We start from the raw sequence: 15,258 nt of genomic DNA on the forward strand, positions 1-15,258 counted from the left end.
GCGAAAGAAATTGCTGCCAGTTTTCGGGTGGCCGGCAATCTATCCCCTCCCTATGCCGGAAGCAGTCTTCCCCAGTGTCACGCCATGCCTCCTCGCCCTGACAGCCTCTCCCTGAAACAGGCCCGCCGCATCGCCATCGCCGCGCAGGGCTTCGACCTGTCCGGACTTCACCGCCGCGAGAGCCATGCCGGGGAGAGGCGGCACCTGAAGCGCATGGCGGAGAGTCTCGGCGTCATCCAGATCGATTCGGTCAATGTCATCGCCAGAGCCCACACCCTGCCGGGCTTCTCGCGCCTCGGCCCCTACGACACCGCCGACATCGACGCGCTCGCTTATGCCGGCCGGCGGCGGTCGCTGTTCGAATACTGGGGGCACGAGGCTTCCTACCTGCCGGTGGCGCTGCAGCCGCTGCTGCGCTGGCGGATGGAGCGCGCCCGCCGCGGCGAGGGCGTCTACACCGGCCTGGCCACCTTCGGCCGCGAGCGGGCCGCCCTCATCGAGGAGGTCCGCCGCGAGATCGAGGCCGAGGGGCCCAAGGCGGCGGGAGAACTCTCCCACGACCACAAGGGCGAGGGGGGCTGGTGGGGCTGGTCGGAGGGCAAGCGCGCCATCGAGTGGCTGTTCTGGGCCGGCATCGTCACCACGGCGACCCGGCGCAGCGCCTTCGAGCGGGTCTATGACCTGACCGAGCGTATCCTGCCGCGCGCCATCGTCGAGGCGCCGACGCCGGACGAGGCGAGCGCCCACCGGGAACTCGTCAGGCTCTCCTCGGTGGCGCTCGGCGTCGCCACGGAACGATGCCTGCGCGACTACTACCGCCTCGGCGTCGCCGGGACGCGGCGGGCTGTCGCCGAACTGGTCGAGAGCAGCGATCTCGTTCCCGTCACCGTCGAGGGCTTCCGCCATCCGGCCTATCTGGCGAAGGACGCGCGCATCCCCCGCCGGGTCGAGGCCCGCGCCCTGCTCGCGCCCTTCGATCCGCTGGTCTGGCAGCGCGAACGCACCGAGGGCCTGTTCGGCGCCCGCATCCGCCTCGAGACCTACACGCCTGCCGACAAGCGCACCCACGGCTACTACGTGCTGCCCTTCCTGCTCGGCGACACGCTGGTGGCGCGGGTCGACCTCAAGGCCGACCGCGCAAGGTCGACGCTGGTGGTTCAGGCCGCCCACCTAGAGGAGGGGGCGTCGGCGTCCCGCGTCGTCGAGCCACTGGCCGCCGAGCTCCGGCTCATGGCCCGCTGGCTCGGACTGGAGCAGGTGCGGGTCGAGCTGCGAGGTGATCTGGCGTCGGCTCTGGCCGACGTTCTGAAGGGCTGAAGCCCTGCATTGCGCCAGTGCGTCCTTCGAGGCTCGCCGACGGACGATGCTGACGCATCGCCCTGGGCTCGCACCTCAGGATGAGGAGGTGGGATGACCTGCATCAGCTTCCGATGTCACCCGACGGTCGAGGTTCATCGTCGCGGATGCAAATCACAATCCTCCTCATCCTGAGGCGCGAGGGCCTGAGCCCAAGCCTCGAAGGACGCACCTCGGCGGTACAAGGCGACATCGCATCCATCCAGAGAGCATAACCGCGGCAGGCTCTTCCCTCCCGAACGGCCGGCTTCAACCCGTCACCGGCCTCTCCCACAATGTCCCGAGGGAGACAGACCATGACCGCCACCCGCATCCGCGACCGCATCGCCGTGACCATCGAGGATGGCGTCGCCGACATCCGCCTCGACCGGCCCGACAAGATGAACGCGCTCGACCATGCCATGTTCGACGCGCTGATCGAGGCTGCGGCCTTCGTCCGCGATACGAAGGGCGTGCGCGCCGCCGTGCTGTCCGGCGAGGGACGCGCCTTCTGCGCCGGGCTCGACTTCGCCTCCTTCCAGGCCATGCAGGCGGGCGGCGACGCAAGCCTCCGCGACCTCACCGCCCGCACCCACGGCATCGCCAACCGGCCGCAGGCCTCCGCCTGGTGCTGGCGCGAGCTTGCCGTGCCGGTGATCTGCGCCGTCCACGGCGTTGCCTATGGCGGCGGCCTGCAGGTGGCGCTCGGCGCCGACATGCGTTTCGCCAAGGCGGATGCGAAACTCTCCATCATGGAGATCAAATGGGGCCTCGTGCCGGATGTCGCCGGAACGCAGCTCCTTCGCCACCTCTGCCGCGACGATGTCGTGCGCGACCTGACCTATACCGGCCGGGTCGTGAGCGGCACGGAGGCGCTGGGCCTCGGCCTCGTCACCCGCATCGAGACCGATCCGCGCGCCGCGGCCCTCGCCGTCGCGCGGGAGATCGCCGCGAAGAACCCGGACGCCATCCGCGCCGCCAAGCGGCTGCTCAACGCCGCGAATGTCATCAGCCCGGCCGAGGGGCTGATGATGGAATCGGTGGAGCAGCAGGCAATCCTCGGTTCGGCCAACCAGATCGAGGCGGTGACCGCCAACATGGAGAAGCGCCCGCCGCGATTCGCGGATTGAGGGAGGAGCCCTGCACCAGCCAAGTGCGTCCTTCGAGGCTCGGGCCGGGGCCCTCGCACCTCAGGATGAGGAGGGCAGGGTTTGCACCGCGGTTGCGACAAGGCCGCCCGCAGTGCCAGACGGGCGCAGAAGCAGATCTCCAATCCTCCTCATCCTGAGGTGCGAGCCCCGGCGATGCGTCAGCATCGTCCGGTGGCCAGCCTCGAAGGACGCACTTCGGTCGTGCAGGGACGCGCCGCTCCCAGCCCGCAGCCCGCCCCTGGAAACGCCCCACCCATGCACAGGCGCGCTGGACTTCGCTGCGGCGCGGCAGTGATATGCGCCCTTCCTTTTCGACCCCGAGGGCATCATGGACAACCGAAGCGACCTGTGGCGGCAGGTGGACGCGGCATCAGGCCGCCTCATCGAACTCTCCGACCGCGTCTGGGGCATGCCCGAAGTCTGCTACACCGAGGCGCGCTCCTGCGTCGAGCATACGGCCCAGTTGAAGGCCGAGGGCTTCCGCGTCACGGAGGCCGTCGCCGGCATCCCCACCGCCGTCATGGGCGAGGCGGGCGAGGGCGGTCCGGTCATCTGCTTCCTCGGCGAATATGACGCGCTCCCCGGCCTCAGCCAGGAGGCCGGCGTCGCCGAGCATCGACCGGTCGAGACCGGTGGCCACGGCCATGGCTGCGGCCACAACCTGCTCGGCTCCGCGGCGCTGCTCGCCGCCACCGCCATGAAGAACTGGCTCGCCGAGAACGGCCTGCCCGGCCGCGTTCGCTACTACGGCTGCCCGGCGGAAGAGGGCGGCGCCGCCAAGGCCTTCATGGTGCGCGCCGGCGCCTTCGAGGACGCCGACGTCGCCATCACCTGGCACCCGGGAAGCTGGTGGGAGGTCTCCCCGCCGCTGTCGCTCGCCAACACCCGCGCCGACTTCATCTTCACCGGCAAGGCCTCGCACGCCGCCGCCTCGCCGCATCTTGGCCGCTCCGCCCTCGACGCGGTCGAACTGATGAATGTCGGCGTCAACTACATGCGCGAGCACATGCCCTCGGACGCGCGCGTCCATTACGCGCTGCTCGACACCGGCGGGATCGCGCCGAACGTCGTGCAGGCCCATGCGCGGGTGCGCTACTCGATCCGCGCCCGCGACCTGCCGGGCATGCTCGAGCTCGTCGCGCGCGTGAACAAGATCGCCGAGGGCGCCGCCCTGATGACCGAGACGAAGATGGAGATGAAGATCATCTCCGCCGTCTCCAACATCGTCGGCAACACGCCTTTGGAACAGGCCCTGCAGGGCATCATGGAGGAGCTCGGCCCGCCGCATTTCGACGATGCCGACAAGGAGTTTGCGCGCAAGATCCAGGCGACCCTCACCCCGCAGGACATCGCGAGCGTCTATCGCACCATCGGCCTCGAGCCGGAGGACAGGCCGCTGGCCGATTTCACCGTGCCGCTCGACGCCAAGCGCAACCCGCTGATCGGCTCGACCGATGTCGGCGACGTCAGCTGGGTCGTTCCCACCGTGCAGGCCCATGCGCCGACGGTGGCGGTCGGCACGCCGTTCCACACCTGGCAGGTGGTGGCGCAGGGCAAGATGCCCGCCGCCCACAAGGCCATGGTGCAGGTCGCCAAGGCCATGGCGGCGACGGGTGCCGCGGTTCTCACCAATCCGGCGCTCATGGAGGCCGCCAAGGCTGACCTTGCCCGGCGCACGAAGACGACGCCCTATGTCTGTCCGATCCCGGACGACATCGGCCCGCCGCTCACCATGTCCGCCGGCTGAGCCGTACCCCACCCCCCGAAAGGTCCCCCGATGATCCGCTTCTATTTCAACGGCTCGCCCAATCCGACCAAGATCGCGCTCTTCCTCGAGGAGAGCGGGCTCGCCTACGAGCCTGTCCCAGTCGACACCCGCACCGGCGCGCAGTTCGCGCCGGACTATCTCGCCATCAACCCCAACGGCAAGGTGCCGGCCATCGTCGATGGCGATGCGGTGGTCTTCGATTCGAACGCCATCCTGCTCTATCTCGCCGAGAAGACCGGCCAGTTCCTGCCGCCCGCCTCTGACGCGAAGGCACGGGGCGAACTCCTGTCCTGGCTCATGTTCGTGGCGACCGGCATCGGCCCCTATTTCGGCCAGGCCGTCCACTTCAAGCATTTCGTGCCGGAGCCGGTCCCCTATGCCCACGACCGCTACCAGTACGAGGCCGACCGCCACCTGAAGGTGGTCGAGCAGCACCTTGCCGGTCGCGACTGGATGGTGGGCGGCGCCTATTCCATCGTCGACATGGCGCTGTGGGGATGGGTGCGCATGGTGCCCTTCGTCCTCGGCGACGAGGCCTGGTCGCGCTATCCGAACGTCAGGCGTCTCCACGACGCCATCGCGGCCCGCCCGGCCGCGGCTCGCGCTGTCGCCCTGAAGGACCGCTTCACCTTCAAGGCGAAGATGGACGAGGAGGCCCGCGCCATCATGTTCGGCCACCTGAAGAAGGCGGGCTGACGCATCGTCCGCCACATGAACCCCGCGCCTGCCGTTCGGCCTATTGCGACGGCGGGGTGCGGGGTGAATGCTTGCCGCAAACGTCAATCACCGGGACAGATGCATGGCCAGTGAGCCGATCCCCGCCCCACTGGTCCCCTTCGCCGGGGCAAAGCCGCCGGCGCCGCAATGGTTCGTCGATGCGCTGGCGATGGAGCCCGAGCGTTCCTCCCACCAGGGTGCCGGCGTCACCATCGAGACGCTCGCCTGGGGCGAGCGCGGCAAACCGGGCCTCCTGCTGCTGCATGGCGGTTCGGCTCATGCCGACTGGTGGAGCCACCTCGCGCCGTTCTTCGCTGCCAGCCACCGCGTGGTGGCCTCCTCGTGGTCGGGCATGGGCGGCTCGGACTGGCGTCCCGCCTACACCATGGACGACCTGATGGGGGAGATGCTCTCGACCCTTGGGGCGACGGGGCTCGACGAGGGACCGGTCAAGCCGGTCGTCGTGTCGCATTCCTTCGGCAGCTTTCCCGGCATGGCCTTCGCCGCGACCCATGGCGAGCGCATCGGCGGCCTGATGACCATCGACTCACCCTTCATGTCGAAGGAATTGCGGGCGAAGCGCGACTTCGGCCGCCCGCCATCGCGCGAACCGCGCGACACGGTGATCTACGACAGCTTCGAGCAGGCGCTGGCCCGCTTCCGGCTGATGCCGGCCCAGACCGCCGAGAACCTCTATGTCGTCGACAACATCGCCCGCCATTCGCTGCGCGAGGTGAAGAAGGCGGACGGCGCCAGCGGCTGGACCTGGCGCTTCGATCCCTTCATGTGGTCGCGCATGAAACGGCGCGAGCCGGCCGAGGACCTCGCCGCCGCGACCTGCCGTCTCGCCATCACCTGGGGCTCGGATTCGGTGCTGTTCCCCGACGAGGTGAAGACCTACGTTCGCCAGCGGGCGCCGAAAGGGACGATCTTCCTCGAGATCCCCGAGGCGCAGCATCACGTGCTGATCGACCAGCCGCTCGCTCTCGTCACCGCCATGCGGACGGTGCTGGGGGCCTGGGAGGCTCAGGACCGGACCCCGTAAACGGGGCCGCCAACAAGAAGGTCTCGGGAGGACCGCATGGGCAGGCTCACCGGCAAGCGCACCATCGTCACGGGCGCGGCCAGCGGTATCGGGCGGGCGAGCGCCCGCCTCTTTGCGCGCGAGGGCGCGTCGGTATTCCTCGTCGATCGCAGCGCCGAGGCAGTCGAGGCCGTGGCCAAGGAGATCCGGGCGACCGGCGCGACCGCCGTCGCCATGGCGGCGGATGCCGGCCGCGAGGCCGACGTGAAGGCCTACGTCGCCCGCACCGTCTCCGAGTTCGGCGGCATCGACGCCATCCACGCCAATGCCGGGATATCAGGCGGCCTGACGCCCTTCTTCGACCTGACGGTCGACACTTGGCAGGAGATCCTGCGCGTCAACCTGATCGGCCCCTTCCTCGCCATCCGCGAGGTCGCCCCGCTGATGATCGCGCAGGGAGGAGGCTCCATCGTCTGCACCGCCTCGGTGGCGGGCCTGAAGGCCAATGCCGGCGGCGCACCCTACTCGGCCTCCAAGGCCGGCGTCATCAGCCTCGTGCAGACGGCCGCCAACGCCTTCTACGGCACCGGCGTGCGGGTCAACGCGGTCTGCCCCGGCCTCATCGAGACCGGCATGACGGTTCCGATCTTCGACCATGCCCGCAAGCGCGGCAGCGAGGGCAAGCTCGGCCAGCTCAACCCGCTCAATCGCCCCGGCCAGCCCGAGGAGATCGCCGCCATGGCGGCCTTCCTCGCCAGCGACGAGGCGAGCTACGTCAACGGCCAGGCCTTCCCGGTCGATGGCGGCCTGTCCTCCACCCTGCCCTTCGCCGGCCAGCGCCCGCGCTGACCGTCCAGCCTCTCAGCCTTTCCAGGAGTTGCCCGTGACCGCCATCAACGAAGTCGTCGATCTCGCAACCGAGGGCGCCGTCGCCGTCGTCACCGTCAATTCTCCGCCGGTCAACGCGCTCTCCGCCAACGTGCGCACCGGCATCGCCGAAGCCGTGCAGAAGGCGGGGGGCGATTCCGCCGTGAAGGCCATCGTCATTCATTGCGCCGGCCGCACCTTCATCGCCGGCGCCGACATCACCGAGTTCGGCAAGCCGCCGAAGGGCGTACCCCTCGGCGAGGTGAACGCCATCCTCGAAGCCTCGCCGAAGCCCGTCGTCGCCGCCATCCACGGTACGGCGCTCGGAGGCGGTCTCGAACTGGCGCTCTCCTGCCACTATCGCGTTGCGGTGCCCTCGGCGAGGCTCGGCCTTCCCGAGGTCAAGCTCGGCCTCGTGCCCGGCGCCGGCGGCACCCAGCGCCTGCCGCGCCTCGTCGGCGTCGAGCGCGCGCTGGAGGTCATCGCTTTCGGCGAGCCGATGAAGGCGTCCGAGGCGGCGTCTCACGGCCTCGTCGATGCGGTGGTGGGCGACGGCTCGCTCCGGGCTGATGCCATCGCCTTCGCCGGGAAGCTGATCGCCGAGGCAGCCCCGCTGAAGAAGGTCCGTGACCGGACCGACAAGCTCTCCGCCGATCCGGCCGTCTTCGCCGCCTTCCGCAAGGCCAATGCGCGCAGGTTCCGCGGCTTCGAGGCGCCGGAGGCCTGCATCCAGTGCATCGAGGCGGCCGTGACCATGCCCTTCGACGAGGGCCTGAAGTTCGAGCGCGACACCATCATGCGGCTGATGGTCGGCACCCAGTCCATCGCCCAGCGCTACGTCTTCTTCGCCGAGCGACAGGCCGCCAAGATCCCCGACGTGCCCGAGACCACGCCGACGCGCCGGATCGAGACGGTCGGCATCATCGGCGCCGGCACCATGGGCGGCGGCATCGCCATGAACTTCGTCAATGTCGGCATCCCCGTCACCATCGTCGAGACGAAGCAGGAGGCGCTCGACCGCGGCCTGTCCGTCATCCGCAAGAACTACGAGAACACGGCGAAGCGCGGCCGCCTGTCGATGGCCGACGTCGAGACGCGCATGGGCCGCTTCACGCCCTCGCTCGACCTCACGGCGCTCGCCGACTGCGACCTCATCATCGAGGCGGTGTTCGAGAACATGGAGATCAAGAAGGAGGTCTTCGGCAAGCTCGACGCCATCGCGAAGAAGGGCGCCATCCTCGCCACCAACACCTCCTATCTCGACGTCAACCAGATCGCCGCGATGACGACGCGGCCGGAGGACGTCATCGGCATGCACTTCTTCTCGCCCGCCAATGTCATGCGCCTCCTCGAGGTGGTGCGCGGCGACAAGACCGCGACGGACGTCATCGCCACGGCCATGGGGCTCGCCAAGAAGATCGGCAAGGTGGGCGTCCTCGTGGGGGTCTGCCACGGCTTCGTCGGCAACCGCATGCTGGCCCAGCGCCAGCGCGAGGCGAACAAGCTGATCCTCGAGGGCGCCATGCCCTGGGATGTCGACCGCGTCCTCTACGACTTCGGCCTGCCCATGGGCCCCTTTGCCATGAGCGACCTCGCCGGCCTCGACATCGGCTGGTCGCGCGAGACCTCGAAGGGCGAGACGCCGCGCGAGATCCTGTGCGAGATGGACCGCCGCGGCCAGAAGACTGGCGCCGGCTTCTACGACTACGACGAGAACCGGGTGGCGAAGCCCTCGCCCGTCACCGAGAAGATCATCCTCGATCTCGCCGCGAAGAAGGGCATCAACAGGCGGGAGATTTCCGACGAGGAGATCCTGCAGCGCTGCATCTATCCGATGATCAACGAGGGCGCGAAGATCCTCGAGGAGGGCAAGGCCATCCGCGCCTCCGACATCGATATCGTCTGGATCAACGGTTACGGCTGGCCGGTCTATCGCGGCGGCCCCATGTTCTACGGCGATACGGTGGGCCTTGCCGAAGTGCTGCGCGTCATGAAGGAGTTCGAGGGCCGCCACGGCGCCGACTTCAGGCCCTCGGCCCTGCTGGAAAGGCTCGTCGCGGAAGGCAAGGGGTTCAGGGACCTGTGAGGACCGGCCGGGCGGCGGACCGCACCTGCCGCCGCCTTACGCCGTCCGCCAGCCCGCCTTGTCGAGAATCTCGCCGATCAGCTCCTGGCTCTTCAGGGCCTCGTCGCCTGAGACGACGGGGTCCCGCCCTTCCTTGATCGCGTCGAGGAAGTCGGTGATCAGCGCCCGGTGCCAGTCGTGGGGAAAGTCCATGACATTGGCGCCGCCGCCGGTGGCGCCCTCGTGGCGCACCGCCTCCTCGCGGCCGTCGATAAAGGCCACCCGGAGGTTGCCGCCGGCGAGCCAGGCGGTGCCGAGCGTCCCCATGATCTCGATGCGCTCCTCGCCGCCCGGATAGGCGGCCGTGGTGGCCTGGATGACGCCGGGTGCGCCGTTGCCGAGGCGGATCAGCGCGGCGGCGAAATCCTCGGTCTCCATGCGGTGGACGGCCGTCGTTGCCGCCGTGGCGGCGGTCACCGTGATCTCGCCGACCAGCGAACGGAACAGGTCGAGCGTGTGGATGGCCTGGGTGATCAGCACGCCGCCGCCGTCGCGGGCGAGCGTGCAGCGGCCGGGCTGGTCGTAATAGGCTTGCGGCCGCCACCACGGCACCGTGCAGGTGGCGGCGCCGATGTCGCCGAGTTCGCCGCCCTGCATCGCCGCCTTCAGCCTCACCGCCGCCGGCCGGAAGTGGTGCTGCAGCGTCACGGCGAGCGTCAGGTCGGCCTGACGCATCGTGTCGACGATGGCGCCGGCGCGCTCCAGCGTGATGTCGAGCGGCTTTTCCAGCAGGACGTGCTTGCGGCCTTCGGCGGCCTGCCGGACCAGTTCGAGATGCGAGTTCGGCGGGGTCAGGATCCACACCGCATCGATGTCGCGCGTGGCCAGCACTCCCTCGACATCGGTGGTCATCGGGAAGGCGAAGCGCTGTGCGAAGGCGCGCAGGCGATCCTCCGTGCGCGAGGCGACGACGACCACCTCGACCCGGTCGGCAAGATCGAGGAGGCTCTTCGCATGCGGCTCCACCGCATTGCCGAGCCCGATGATGCCGATGCGGATGCGCGCCATGCCCAGTTCCCCGTTTCGCCCACGCGCCGCGTCTGGCGCGCGGCTCGGGACGGAGTGTGCGGGATTTGCGGCGCGCCGACCAGTCGCGGGGGCGCGCTTTGGCGCTTGCCTCGCTGCCGGCTCCCATGCACTTTCCCAACTCCTTTCGGAGCGTCCCATGAAGAAGATCAAGATCACCGCCGGCCCCTACACCTTCGTCGCGAAGCTCGAGACCGAGGTCGCGCCGAAGACCTGCGCCGCCTTTGAGAAGGCGCTGCCCTTCATCTCGGAGATCATCCATGTGCGCTGGAGCGGCGAGGGCGTCTGGATGCCGCTGGGCGACCTGAACTTCGGTGTCGACTACGAGAACGCCACCAGCTACCCGGCGCCCGGCCAGATCATCCTCTATCCCGGCGGCGTGTCCGAGACCGAGATCCTCATGGCCTATGGCCCGGTCTGCTTCGCCTCCAAGGCGGGCCAGCTTGCAGGCAACCACTTCCTGACCATCATCGAGGGCATGGAGAACGTCCATCCGCTCGGCCGCCTCGTCCTTCTGAAGGGCGCCCACCCCATTCGCTTCGACGCGCTGTGACGGCTCCGCGCATCGCAGCCGGTGGCAAGGCCATCTATGGCGCGCCGCTCGGCATCCTCATGCTGGAGGCGCGCTTTCCCCGCATCCCCGGCGACATGGGCAACGGCACGACCTGGCCGTTCCCCGTGCTGTTTCGGGTGGTGCGCGGCGCCGATCCCGAGCGCGTCGTGCTGCAGGGCGCGCGCGGCCTGCTGCCGGACTTTATCGCCGCCGCCCGCGACCTCGTCGATCTTGGCGCCGAAGCCATCACCACCAATTGCGGCTTCCTCTCGCTGTTCCAGCGCGAACTGGCCGAGGCCGTCAACGTCCCGGTCGCAACCTCATCGCTGATGCAGGTGCCCTGGGTCCAGGCGACCCTGCCGCCCGGCCAGCGCGTCGGGGTGATCACGGTCAGCCGGGGGTCGCTCACCGACGCCCATCTCGACGCCGCCGGCGTGCCGCGCGACGTGCCGGTCGTCGGCACGGAGAATGGTCGCGAGTTCTTCCGCGTGCTGATCAAGGCGGAGAAGACCGACATGGACATTGCGCTTGCCGAGGCGGACATCGTCGCGGCGGGGCGCGACCTCGTCGCCCGCCACCCGGAGGTCGGCGCCATCGTGCTGGAATGCACCAACATGCCGCCCTATGCGGCGGCGCTGCGCGAGGCCGTCGGCCTGCCGGTCTATGACATCTATTCGATGATCACCTGGTTCCATGCCGGCCTGAGGCCGCGCCGCTTCGGCTGAGGCGCATCACCTTCCATCCCCCATCCGGCCATTCCGGTGACGTCCGTATTGACCAGGGCAAGGATTTGTTATTTGTTTGCTAGCAAGCAAATAAGATGACATGGGGATGACAGGGATGGGCGCCGTATCGCGGAGGGCCGCGCGGGTGGAGGGGGAGGCACAGGCCTCCGCTGAACCCGTCGCCATCCGCCGCAGACGGACCCAGGCGGAGCGCCGCGCCGAGGCGGAGAGCCGGGTGCTGGCGGCTGCCGCCGACATCGTCGCGGAGAAGGGCGTCGACGGGCTGACGCTCGCCGAAGCGGGAGAGCGCGCCGGCTACAGCCGCGGCCTCGCCGGCCACTATTTCAGATCCAAGGACGAGTTGCTCGCCGCCATGGCCGAGGCCATCCACGACGAGTTCAATCTGCTGCGCCGGGAGCGTCAGCGCGGCACGACCGGTCTCGCCACCCTCATGGCCACGATCGACGCCTCGTTCGGGCGTCCGGCGGTCGGCATGGTCAAGATGCGCGCCTATATCGCGGTGCTGATGGGCGCGGCCCACAAGCCGGCCCTTGCCGAGGCGGTCGCCGCCTTCAACCGGGAATCGGCCACCGATTTCGGCCGCCTGATCCGCAGCTCGATCGAGGCCGGGGACATCCGGCCGGACATCGATGCGCGCACGCAGGCCCTGATCCTGTCGGCGGCCCTGCGCGGCATCATGGCCCAGTGGGTGCTCGACCCCGAGGGCGTCGATCTCGTCCGTATCCGCACCGAGTTCATCGCGCTGGTCGAGCGCAGCCTCGTCAAACCCCAAGCCTGATCGAAACACCCAAGCAAGGAGAGGAAGTCCATGGATTTCTCGATGTCCGAACGCCAGCGTCACTGGCGCGACCGCGTGATCGCCTTCATGAACGCCCATGTCTATCCGGCGATGCCGACCTACGACGCCCAGATGGAGGGCTTCGGCGCCAACCGCTGGCAGGTCGTCCCCGTCCTGGAGGAACTGAAGGCCAAGGCGAAGGCGGAGGGCCTGTGGAACCTCTTCCTGCCGCCCTCCGCCGAGCATGACGACGACGAGTTCCACGGCGCCGGCCTGACCAACCTTGAATACGCCATGTGCTCCGAGCAGATGGGCCGGGTCGGCTTCGGTTCCGAGGTGTTCAACTGCTCGGCACCGGACACCGGCAACATGGAGGTGCTGCACCGCTACGGCTCGAAGTACCAGAAGGAGACCTGGCTTCGTCCGCTCATGGCCGGCCAGATCCGCTCGGCCTTCCTGATGACCGAGCCGGCTGTGGCCTCCTCGGACGCCACCAACATCGAGACCTCGATCCGCCGCGACGGCGACCACTATGTCGTCAACGGCCGCAAGTGGTGGTCCTCCGGCGTCGGTGATCCGCGCTGCAAGATCGCCATCGTCATGGGCAAGACCGACACGGGCGCGGCCCGGCACCTGCAGCAGTCGCAGATCCTCGTGCCGCTCGACGCTCCCGGCGTGAAGGTGCTGCGCCATCTGCCGGTCTTCGGCTTCGACGATGCGCCGCACGGCCATTCCGAGGTGCTGCTGGAGAACGTCCGCGTTCCCGCCGAGAACCTGATCCTCGGCGAGGGCCGCGGCTTCGAGATCGCCCAGGGGCGCCTGGGACCTGGCCGCATCCATCACTGCATGCGCACCATCGGCGTCGCCGAGGTGGCGCTGGAGAAGATGATCAAGCGCCTGCAGTCGCGCGTCGCCTTCGGCAAGCGCGTCTCCGAACAGTCGGTGTGGGAGCAGCGCATCGCCGAGGCCCGCATCGACATCGAGATGACGCGCCTCCTCTGCCTCAAGGCGGCGGACATGATGGACAAGGTCGGCAACAAGGTCGCCAAGCTTGAGATCGCCATGATCAAGGTGGCGGCCCCCCGCATCGCCCTCAAGGTCATCGACGACGCCATCCAGGCCCATGGCGGCGGCGGCGTGACCACCGACTTCGGTCTCGCCAAGTCCTATGCCCACATCCGCACGCTGCGCCTCGCCGACGGTCCGGACGAGGTGCACAACCGCTCCATCGCGCGGATGGAGATGGGCAAGTACACGAACCACTGAGGGCAATCGGCAATCGGTGACGGGCGGCCACGTTCCGGCCGCCCGCCGCCGGTGCCGCAAGCCCGTCCCGGAGGAAACCCCATGAATCTCTTCGACATGACGGGCAAGGTCGCCGTCATCACCGGCTCCTCGCGCGGCATCGGCCGGGCGATCGCCGAGCGCATGGCCGAGCATGGTGCGAAGGTCGTCATCTCCTCGCGCAAGGCGGGCCCCTGCGAGGAGGTGGCGAGCGCCATCAACGCGAAGCACGGCGCGGGAACGGCCATCGTCGTGCCCGCCAACATCTCCTCGAAGGACGATCTCCAGCGCCTCGTCGACGAGACGCGGGCCCAGCTCGGCCGCATCGACGTGCTGGTCTGCAACGCCGCCTCCAACCCCTATTACGGGCCGATGGCGGGCATCTCGGACGATGCCTTCGGCAAGATCCTCACCAACAACATCGTCGCCAACAACTGGCTGATCTCGATGGTTGTGCCGGAGATGATCGGGCGGAAGGACGGCTCGGTCATCATCGTCTCCTCCATCGGCGGCCTGCGCGGCTCGGAGGTGATCGGCGCCTACTGCATTTCCAAGGCCGCCGACATGCAACTCGCCCGCAACCTCGCCCACGAATACGGGCGTCACAACGTGCGCGTGAACTGCATCGCCCCCGGCCTGATCAAGACCGATTTCGCCAAGGCGCTGTGGGAGGACAAGGCGGCCCGCGAGGAGCGCGAGCGCGAGACGCCGCTGCGCCGCATCGGCGACCCCGACGAGATCGCCGGTGCTGCCGTCTATCTCGGCTCGAAGGCGTCGTCCTACATGACGGGACAGTGCCTGGTGGTCGACGGCGGCGTGACGATCTGAATGGCCGCCTTCCCACACCGCAACGGCCGCCCTGCACAATCGCAAGTGCGTCCTTCGAGGCGAGCCGCCGTCAAGATGCGCCTGCATCCTGACGGCGGCTCGCACCTCAGGATGAGGGCGGGTGGCGTCGGGCATCAGAGTCGGATCGCGCTCGTCCGATGAGCCTCATTCAACCGAGGTGCCATTCACACCCCTCCTCATCCTGAGGTGCGAGCCTCGGCGAGCCTCGAAGGACGCAATTCATTGGTGCAGGAAGAATCGGCCCGATGGCTGTCGATTCCAGCCTTCAATACAGCCCGCGTCCGCCGTTGATCTGCACCGTCTCCCCGGTGATGAACGAGGCCTTGTCGGAGGCGAGGAAGAGCACGAGGTTGGCGACGTCCTCGGCCGTGCCCTCGCGCTTCAGCGGGGTTCCCTCGACGGCCGACCGGCGGCCCTCCGGCGTGTTGAACTGCACGTGGAAGCGCGTGGCGATCAGCCCCGGCGCGACGCCGTTGACACGGATTCCGAGCGGCCCGAGTTCCTTCGCCAGCGCCCGGGTATAGGTGACGATGGCGCCCTTCGACGAGGCGTAGTGCAGGGCGCCCGGCCCGCCGCCGTCCATGGCGGCGAGCGAGGACATGGTGACGATGGCGCCCGACTTCTTCTCGCCCATGATCTTCGCCGCCGCCTGGCAGGTCAGGTAGGTCGACATGACGTTGAGGTCGAAGGTGCGTTGCCACAGGTCGAGCGTCGACTCGGCCGTGCCGACCCGCTTCAGGATGCCGCCGGCATTGGTGAAGACCACGTCCAGCGTGCCGAAGGCACGCAGGACGGCGGCGAAGGCCGCATCCGTCTCGTCGTGCTTCGTCAGGTCCGCCTTGATGGCGAGCGCCTGGCCGCCGGCCTTCCTGATCTCCTCCTCCAGCGCGTTCGCTTCGGCGCCGCTGGAAATGTAGGTGAAGGCGACTTTCGCGCCGGCCTTCGCGAAGGCGCGCGTCGCCGCCTCGCCGATGCCCGATGCGCCGCCGGTGACCAGCGCCACCTTGCCGGTGAAATCCATGATGCACTCCCGTG

Annotated in this window: 14 protein-coding genes; 12 read left to right on the plus strand and 2 right to left on the minus strand. The window is 68.7% G+C overall.

From position 1 onward, the window contains the following. Positions 1 to 84 precede the first annotated feature (84 nt). From ACJ4V0_RS02030 to ACJ4V0_RS02060, 7 genes are all read left to right on the plus strand, one after another. Complete coding sequence (locus ACJ4V0_RS02030; protein WP_448297872.1) at positions 85 to 1,317, plus strand: winged helix-turn-helix domain-containing protein; 1,233 nt, start codon at positions 85 to 87, stop codon at positions 1,315 to 1,317. 350 nt (positions 1,318 to 1,667) lie between these two features. Then, on the plus strand, positions 1,668 to 2,465 hold the full coding sequence (locus tag ACJ4V0_RS02035; RefSeq protein ID WP_448297970.1) for a crotonase/enoyl-CoA hydratase family protein: 798 nt from the start codon (positions 1,668 to 1,670) through the stop codon (positions 2,463 to 2,465). 349 nt (positions 2,466 to 2,814) lie between these two features. Further along, the gene (locus ACJ4V0_RS02040) at positions 2,815 to 4,233 is read left to right on the plus strand and encodes a M20 family metallopeptidase (protein WP_448297873.1); all 1,419 of its coding nucleotides are present in this window, start codon (positions 2,815 to 2,817) and stop codon (positions 4,231 to 4,233) included. Between the two features lie 30 nt (positions 4,234 to 4,263). Then, the gene (locus ACJ4V0_RS02045) at positions 4,264 to 4,950 is read left to right on the plus strand and encodes a glutathione S-transferase family protein (RefSeq protein WP_448297874.1); all 687 of its coding nucleotides are present in this window, start codon (positions 4,264 to 4,266) and stop codon (positions 4,948 to 4,950) included. A gap of 103 nt (positions 4,951 to 5,053) precedes the next feature. Beyond that, the gene (locus ACJ4V0_RS02050; protein WP_448297875.1) at positions 5,054 to 6,016 is read left to right on the plus strand and encodes an alpha/beta fold hydrolase; all 963 of its coding nucleotides are present in this window, start codon (positions 5,054 to 5,056) and stop codon (positions 6,014 to 6,016) included. 36 nt (positions 6,017 to 6,052) lie between these two features. Continuing rightward, positions 6,053 to 6,844, plus strand: coding sequence for an SDR family NAD(P)-dependent oxidoreductase (locus tag ACJ4V0_RS02055; RefSeq protein WP_448297876.1), 792 nt, complete (start codon positions 6,053 to 6,055; stop codon positions 6,842 to 6,844). 43 nt (positions 6,845 to 6,887) lie between these two features. Beyond that, positions 6,888 to 8,948: a 3-hydroxyacyl-CoA dehydrogenase NAD-binding domain-containing protein gene (locus ACJ4V0_RS02060; protein ID WP_448297971.1), complete on the plus strand. Its 2,061-nt coding sequence runs from the start codon at positions 6,888 to 6,890 to the stop codon at positions 8,946 to 8,948. 36 nt (positions 8,949 to 8,984) lie between these two features. On the opposite strand, the gene ACJ4V0_RS02065 is transcribed toward ACJ4V0_RS02060, so the two are convergent. Further along, positions 8,985 to 9,995 carry a Gfo/Idh/MocA family protein gene (locus tag ACJ4V0_RS02065; RefSeq protein WP_448297877.1) on the minus strand — a complete coding sequence of 337 codons (1,011 nt, stop codon included), beginning with the start codon at positions 9,993 to 9,995 and terminating at the stop codon, positions 8,985 to 8,987. Between the two features lie 157 nt (positions 9,996 to 10,152). Here ACJ4V0_RS02065 and ACJ4V0_RS02070 point away from each other — a divergent pair, with 157 nt between their 5' ends. From ACJ4V0_RS02070 to ACJ4V0_RS02090, 5 genes are all read left to right on the plus strand, one after another. Next, entirely contained in the window at positions 10,153 to 10,566 is a 414-nt protein-coding gene (locus tag ACJ4V0_RS02070) for a DUF3830 family protein (protein WP_448297878.1), read from the plus strand. Then, entirely contained in the window at positions 10,563 to 11,291 is a 729-nt protein-coding gene (locus ACJ4V0_RS02075; RefSeq protein ID WP_448297879.1) for an aspartate/glutamate racemase family protein, read from the plus strand. The genes ACJ4V0_RS02070 and ACJ4V0_RS02075 overlap by 4 nt, the downstream gene beginning before the upstream one ends. Positions 11,292 to 11,406: 115 nt before the next feature. Next, positions 11,407 to 12,090: a TetR/AcrR family transcriptional regulator gene (locus ACJ4V0_RS02080; protein ID WP_448297880.1), complete on the plus strand. Its 684-nt coding sequence runs from the start codon at positions 11,407 to 11,409 to the stop codon at positions 12,088 to 12,090. Between the two features lie 30 nt (positions 12,091 to 12,120). Next, positions 12,121 to 13,356, plus strand: coding sequence for an acyl-CoA dehydrogenase family protein (locus ACJ4V0_RS02085; protein WP_448297881.1), 1,236 nt, complete (start codon positions 12,121 to 12,123; stop codon positions 13,354 to 13,356). Between the two features lie 81 nt (positions 13,357 to 13,437). Further along, complete coding sequence (locus tag ACJ4V0_RS02090; protein ID WP_448297882.1) at positions 13,438 to 14,202, plus strand: SDR family oxidoreductase; 765 nt, start codon at positions 13,438 to 13,440, stop codon at positions 14,200 to 14,202. 286 nt (positions 14,203 to 14,488) lie between these two features. Here ACJ4V0_RS02090 and ACJ4V0_RS02095 read toward each other — a convergent pair whose 3' ends face one another. Further along, a complete protein-coding gene (locus ACJ4V0_RS02095; protein WP_448297883.1) occupies positions 14,489 to 15,244 on the minus strand; it encodes an SDR family NAD(P)-dependent oxidoreductase in 756 nt (251 codons plus the stop codon). Positions 15,245 to 15,258: the final 14 nt, after the last annotated feature.

Source organism: Phreatobacter aquiterrae, assembly GCF_053471285.1.

Excerpts from the sequence above, each read along its gene's own strand:
- ACJ4V0_RS02030 (WP_448297872.1), top strand. The coding sequence starts at position 85 with ATGCCTCCTCGCCCTGACAGCCTCTCCCTGAAACAGGCCCGCCGCATC.
- ACJ4V0_RS02040 (WP_448297873.1), top strand. The coding sequence starts at position 2,815 with ATGGACAACCGAAGCGACCTGTGGCGGCAGGTGGACGCGGCATCAGGC.
- ACJ4V0_RS02045 (WP_448297874.1), top strand. The coding sequence starts at position 4,264 with ATGATCCGCTTCTATTTCAACGGCTCGCCCAATCCGACCAAGATCGCG.
- ACJ4V0_RS02050 (WP_448297875.1), top strand. The coding sequence starts at position 5,054 with ATGGCCAGTGAGCCGATCCCCGCCCCACTGGTCCCCTTCGCCGGGGCA.
- ACJ4V0_RS02055 (WP_448297876.1), top strand. The coding sequence starts at position 6,053 with ATGGGCAGGCTCACCGGCAAGCGCACCATCGTCACGGGCGCGGCCAGC.
- ACJ4V0_RS02065 (WP_448297877.1), bottom strand. The coding sequence starts at position 9,995 with ATGGCGCGCATCCGCATCGGCATCATCGGGCTCGGCAATGCGGTGGAG.
- ACJ4V0_RS02070 (WP_448297878.1), top strand. The coding sequence starts at position 10,153 with ATGAAGAAGATCAAGATCACCGCCGGCCCCTACACCTTCGTCGCGAAG.
- ACJ4V0_RS02080 (WP_448297880.1), top strand. The coding sequence starts at position 11,407 with ATGGGCGCCGTATCGCGGAGGGCCGCGCGGGTGGAGGGGGAGGCACAG.
- ACJ4V0_RS02085 (WP_448297881.1), top strand. The coding sequence starts at position 12,121 with ATGGATTTCTCGATGTCCGAACGCCAGCGTCACTGGCGCGACCGCGTG.
- ACJ4V0_RS02090 (WP_448297882.1), top strand. The coding sequence starts at position 13,438 with ATGAATCTCTTCGACATGACGGGCAAGGTCGCCGTCATCACCGGCTCC.
- ACJ4V0_RS02095 (WP_448297883.1), bottom strand. The coding sequence starts at position 15,244 with ATGGATTTCACCGGCAAGGTGGCGCTGGTCACCGGCGGCGCATCGGGC.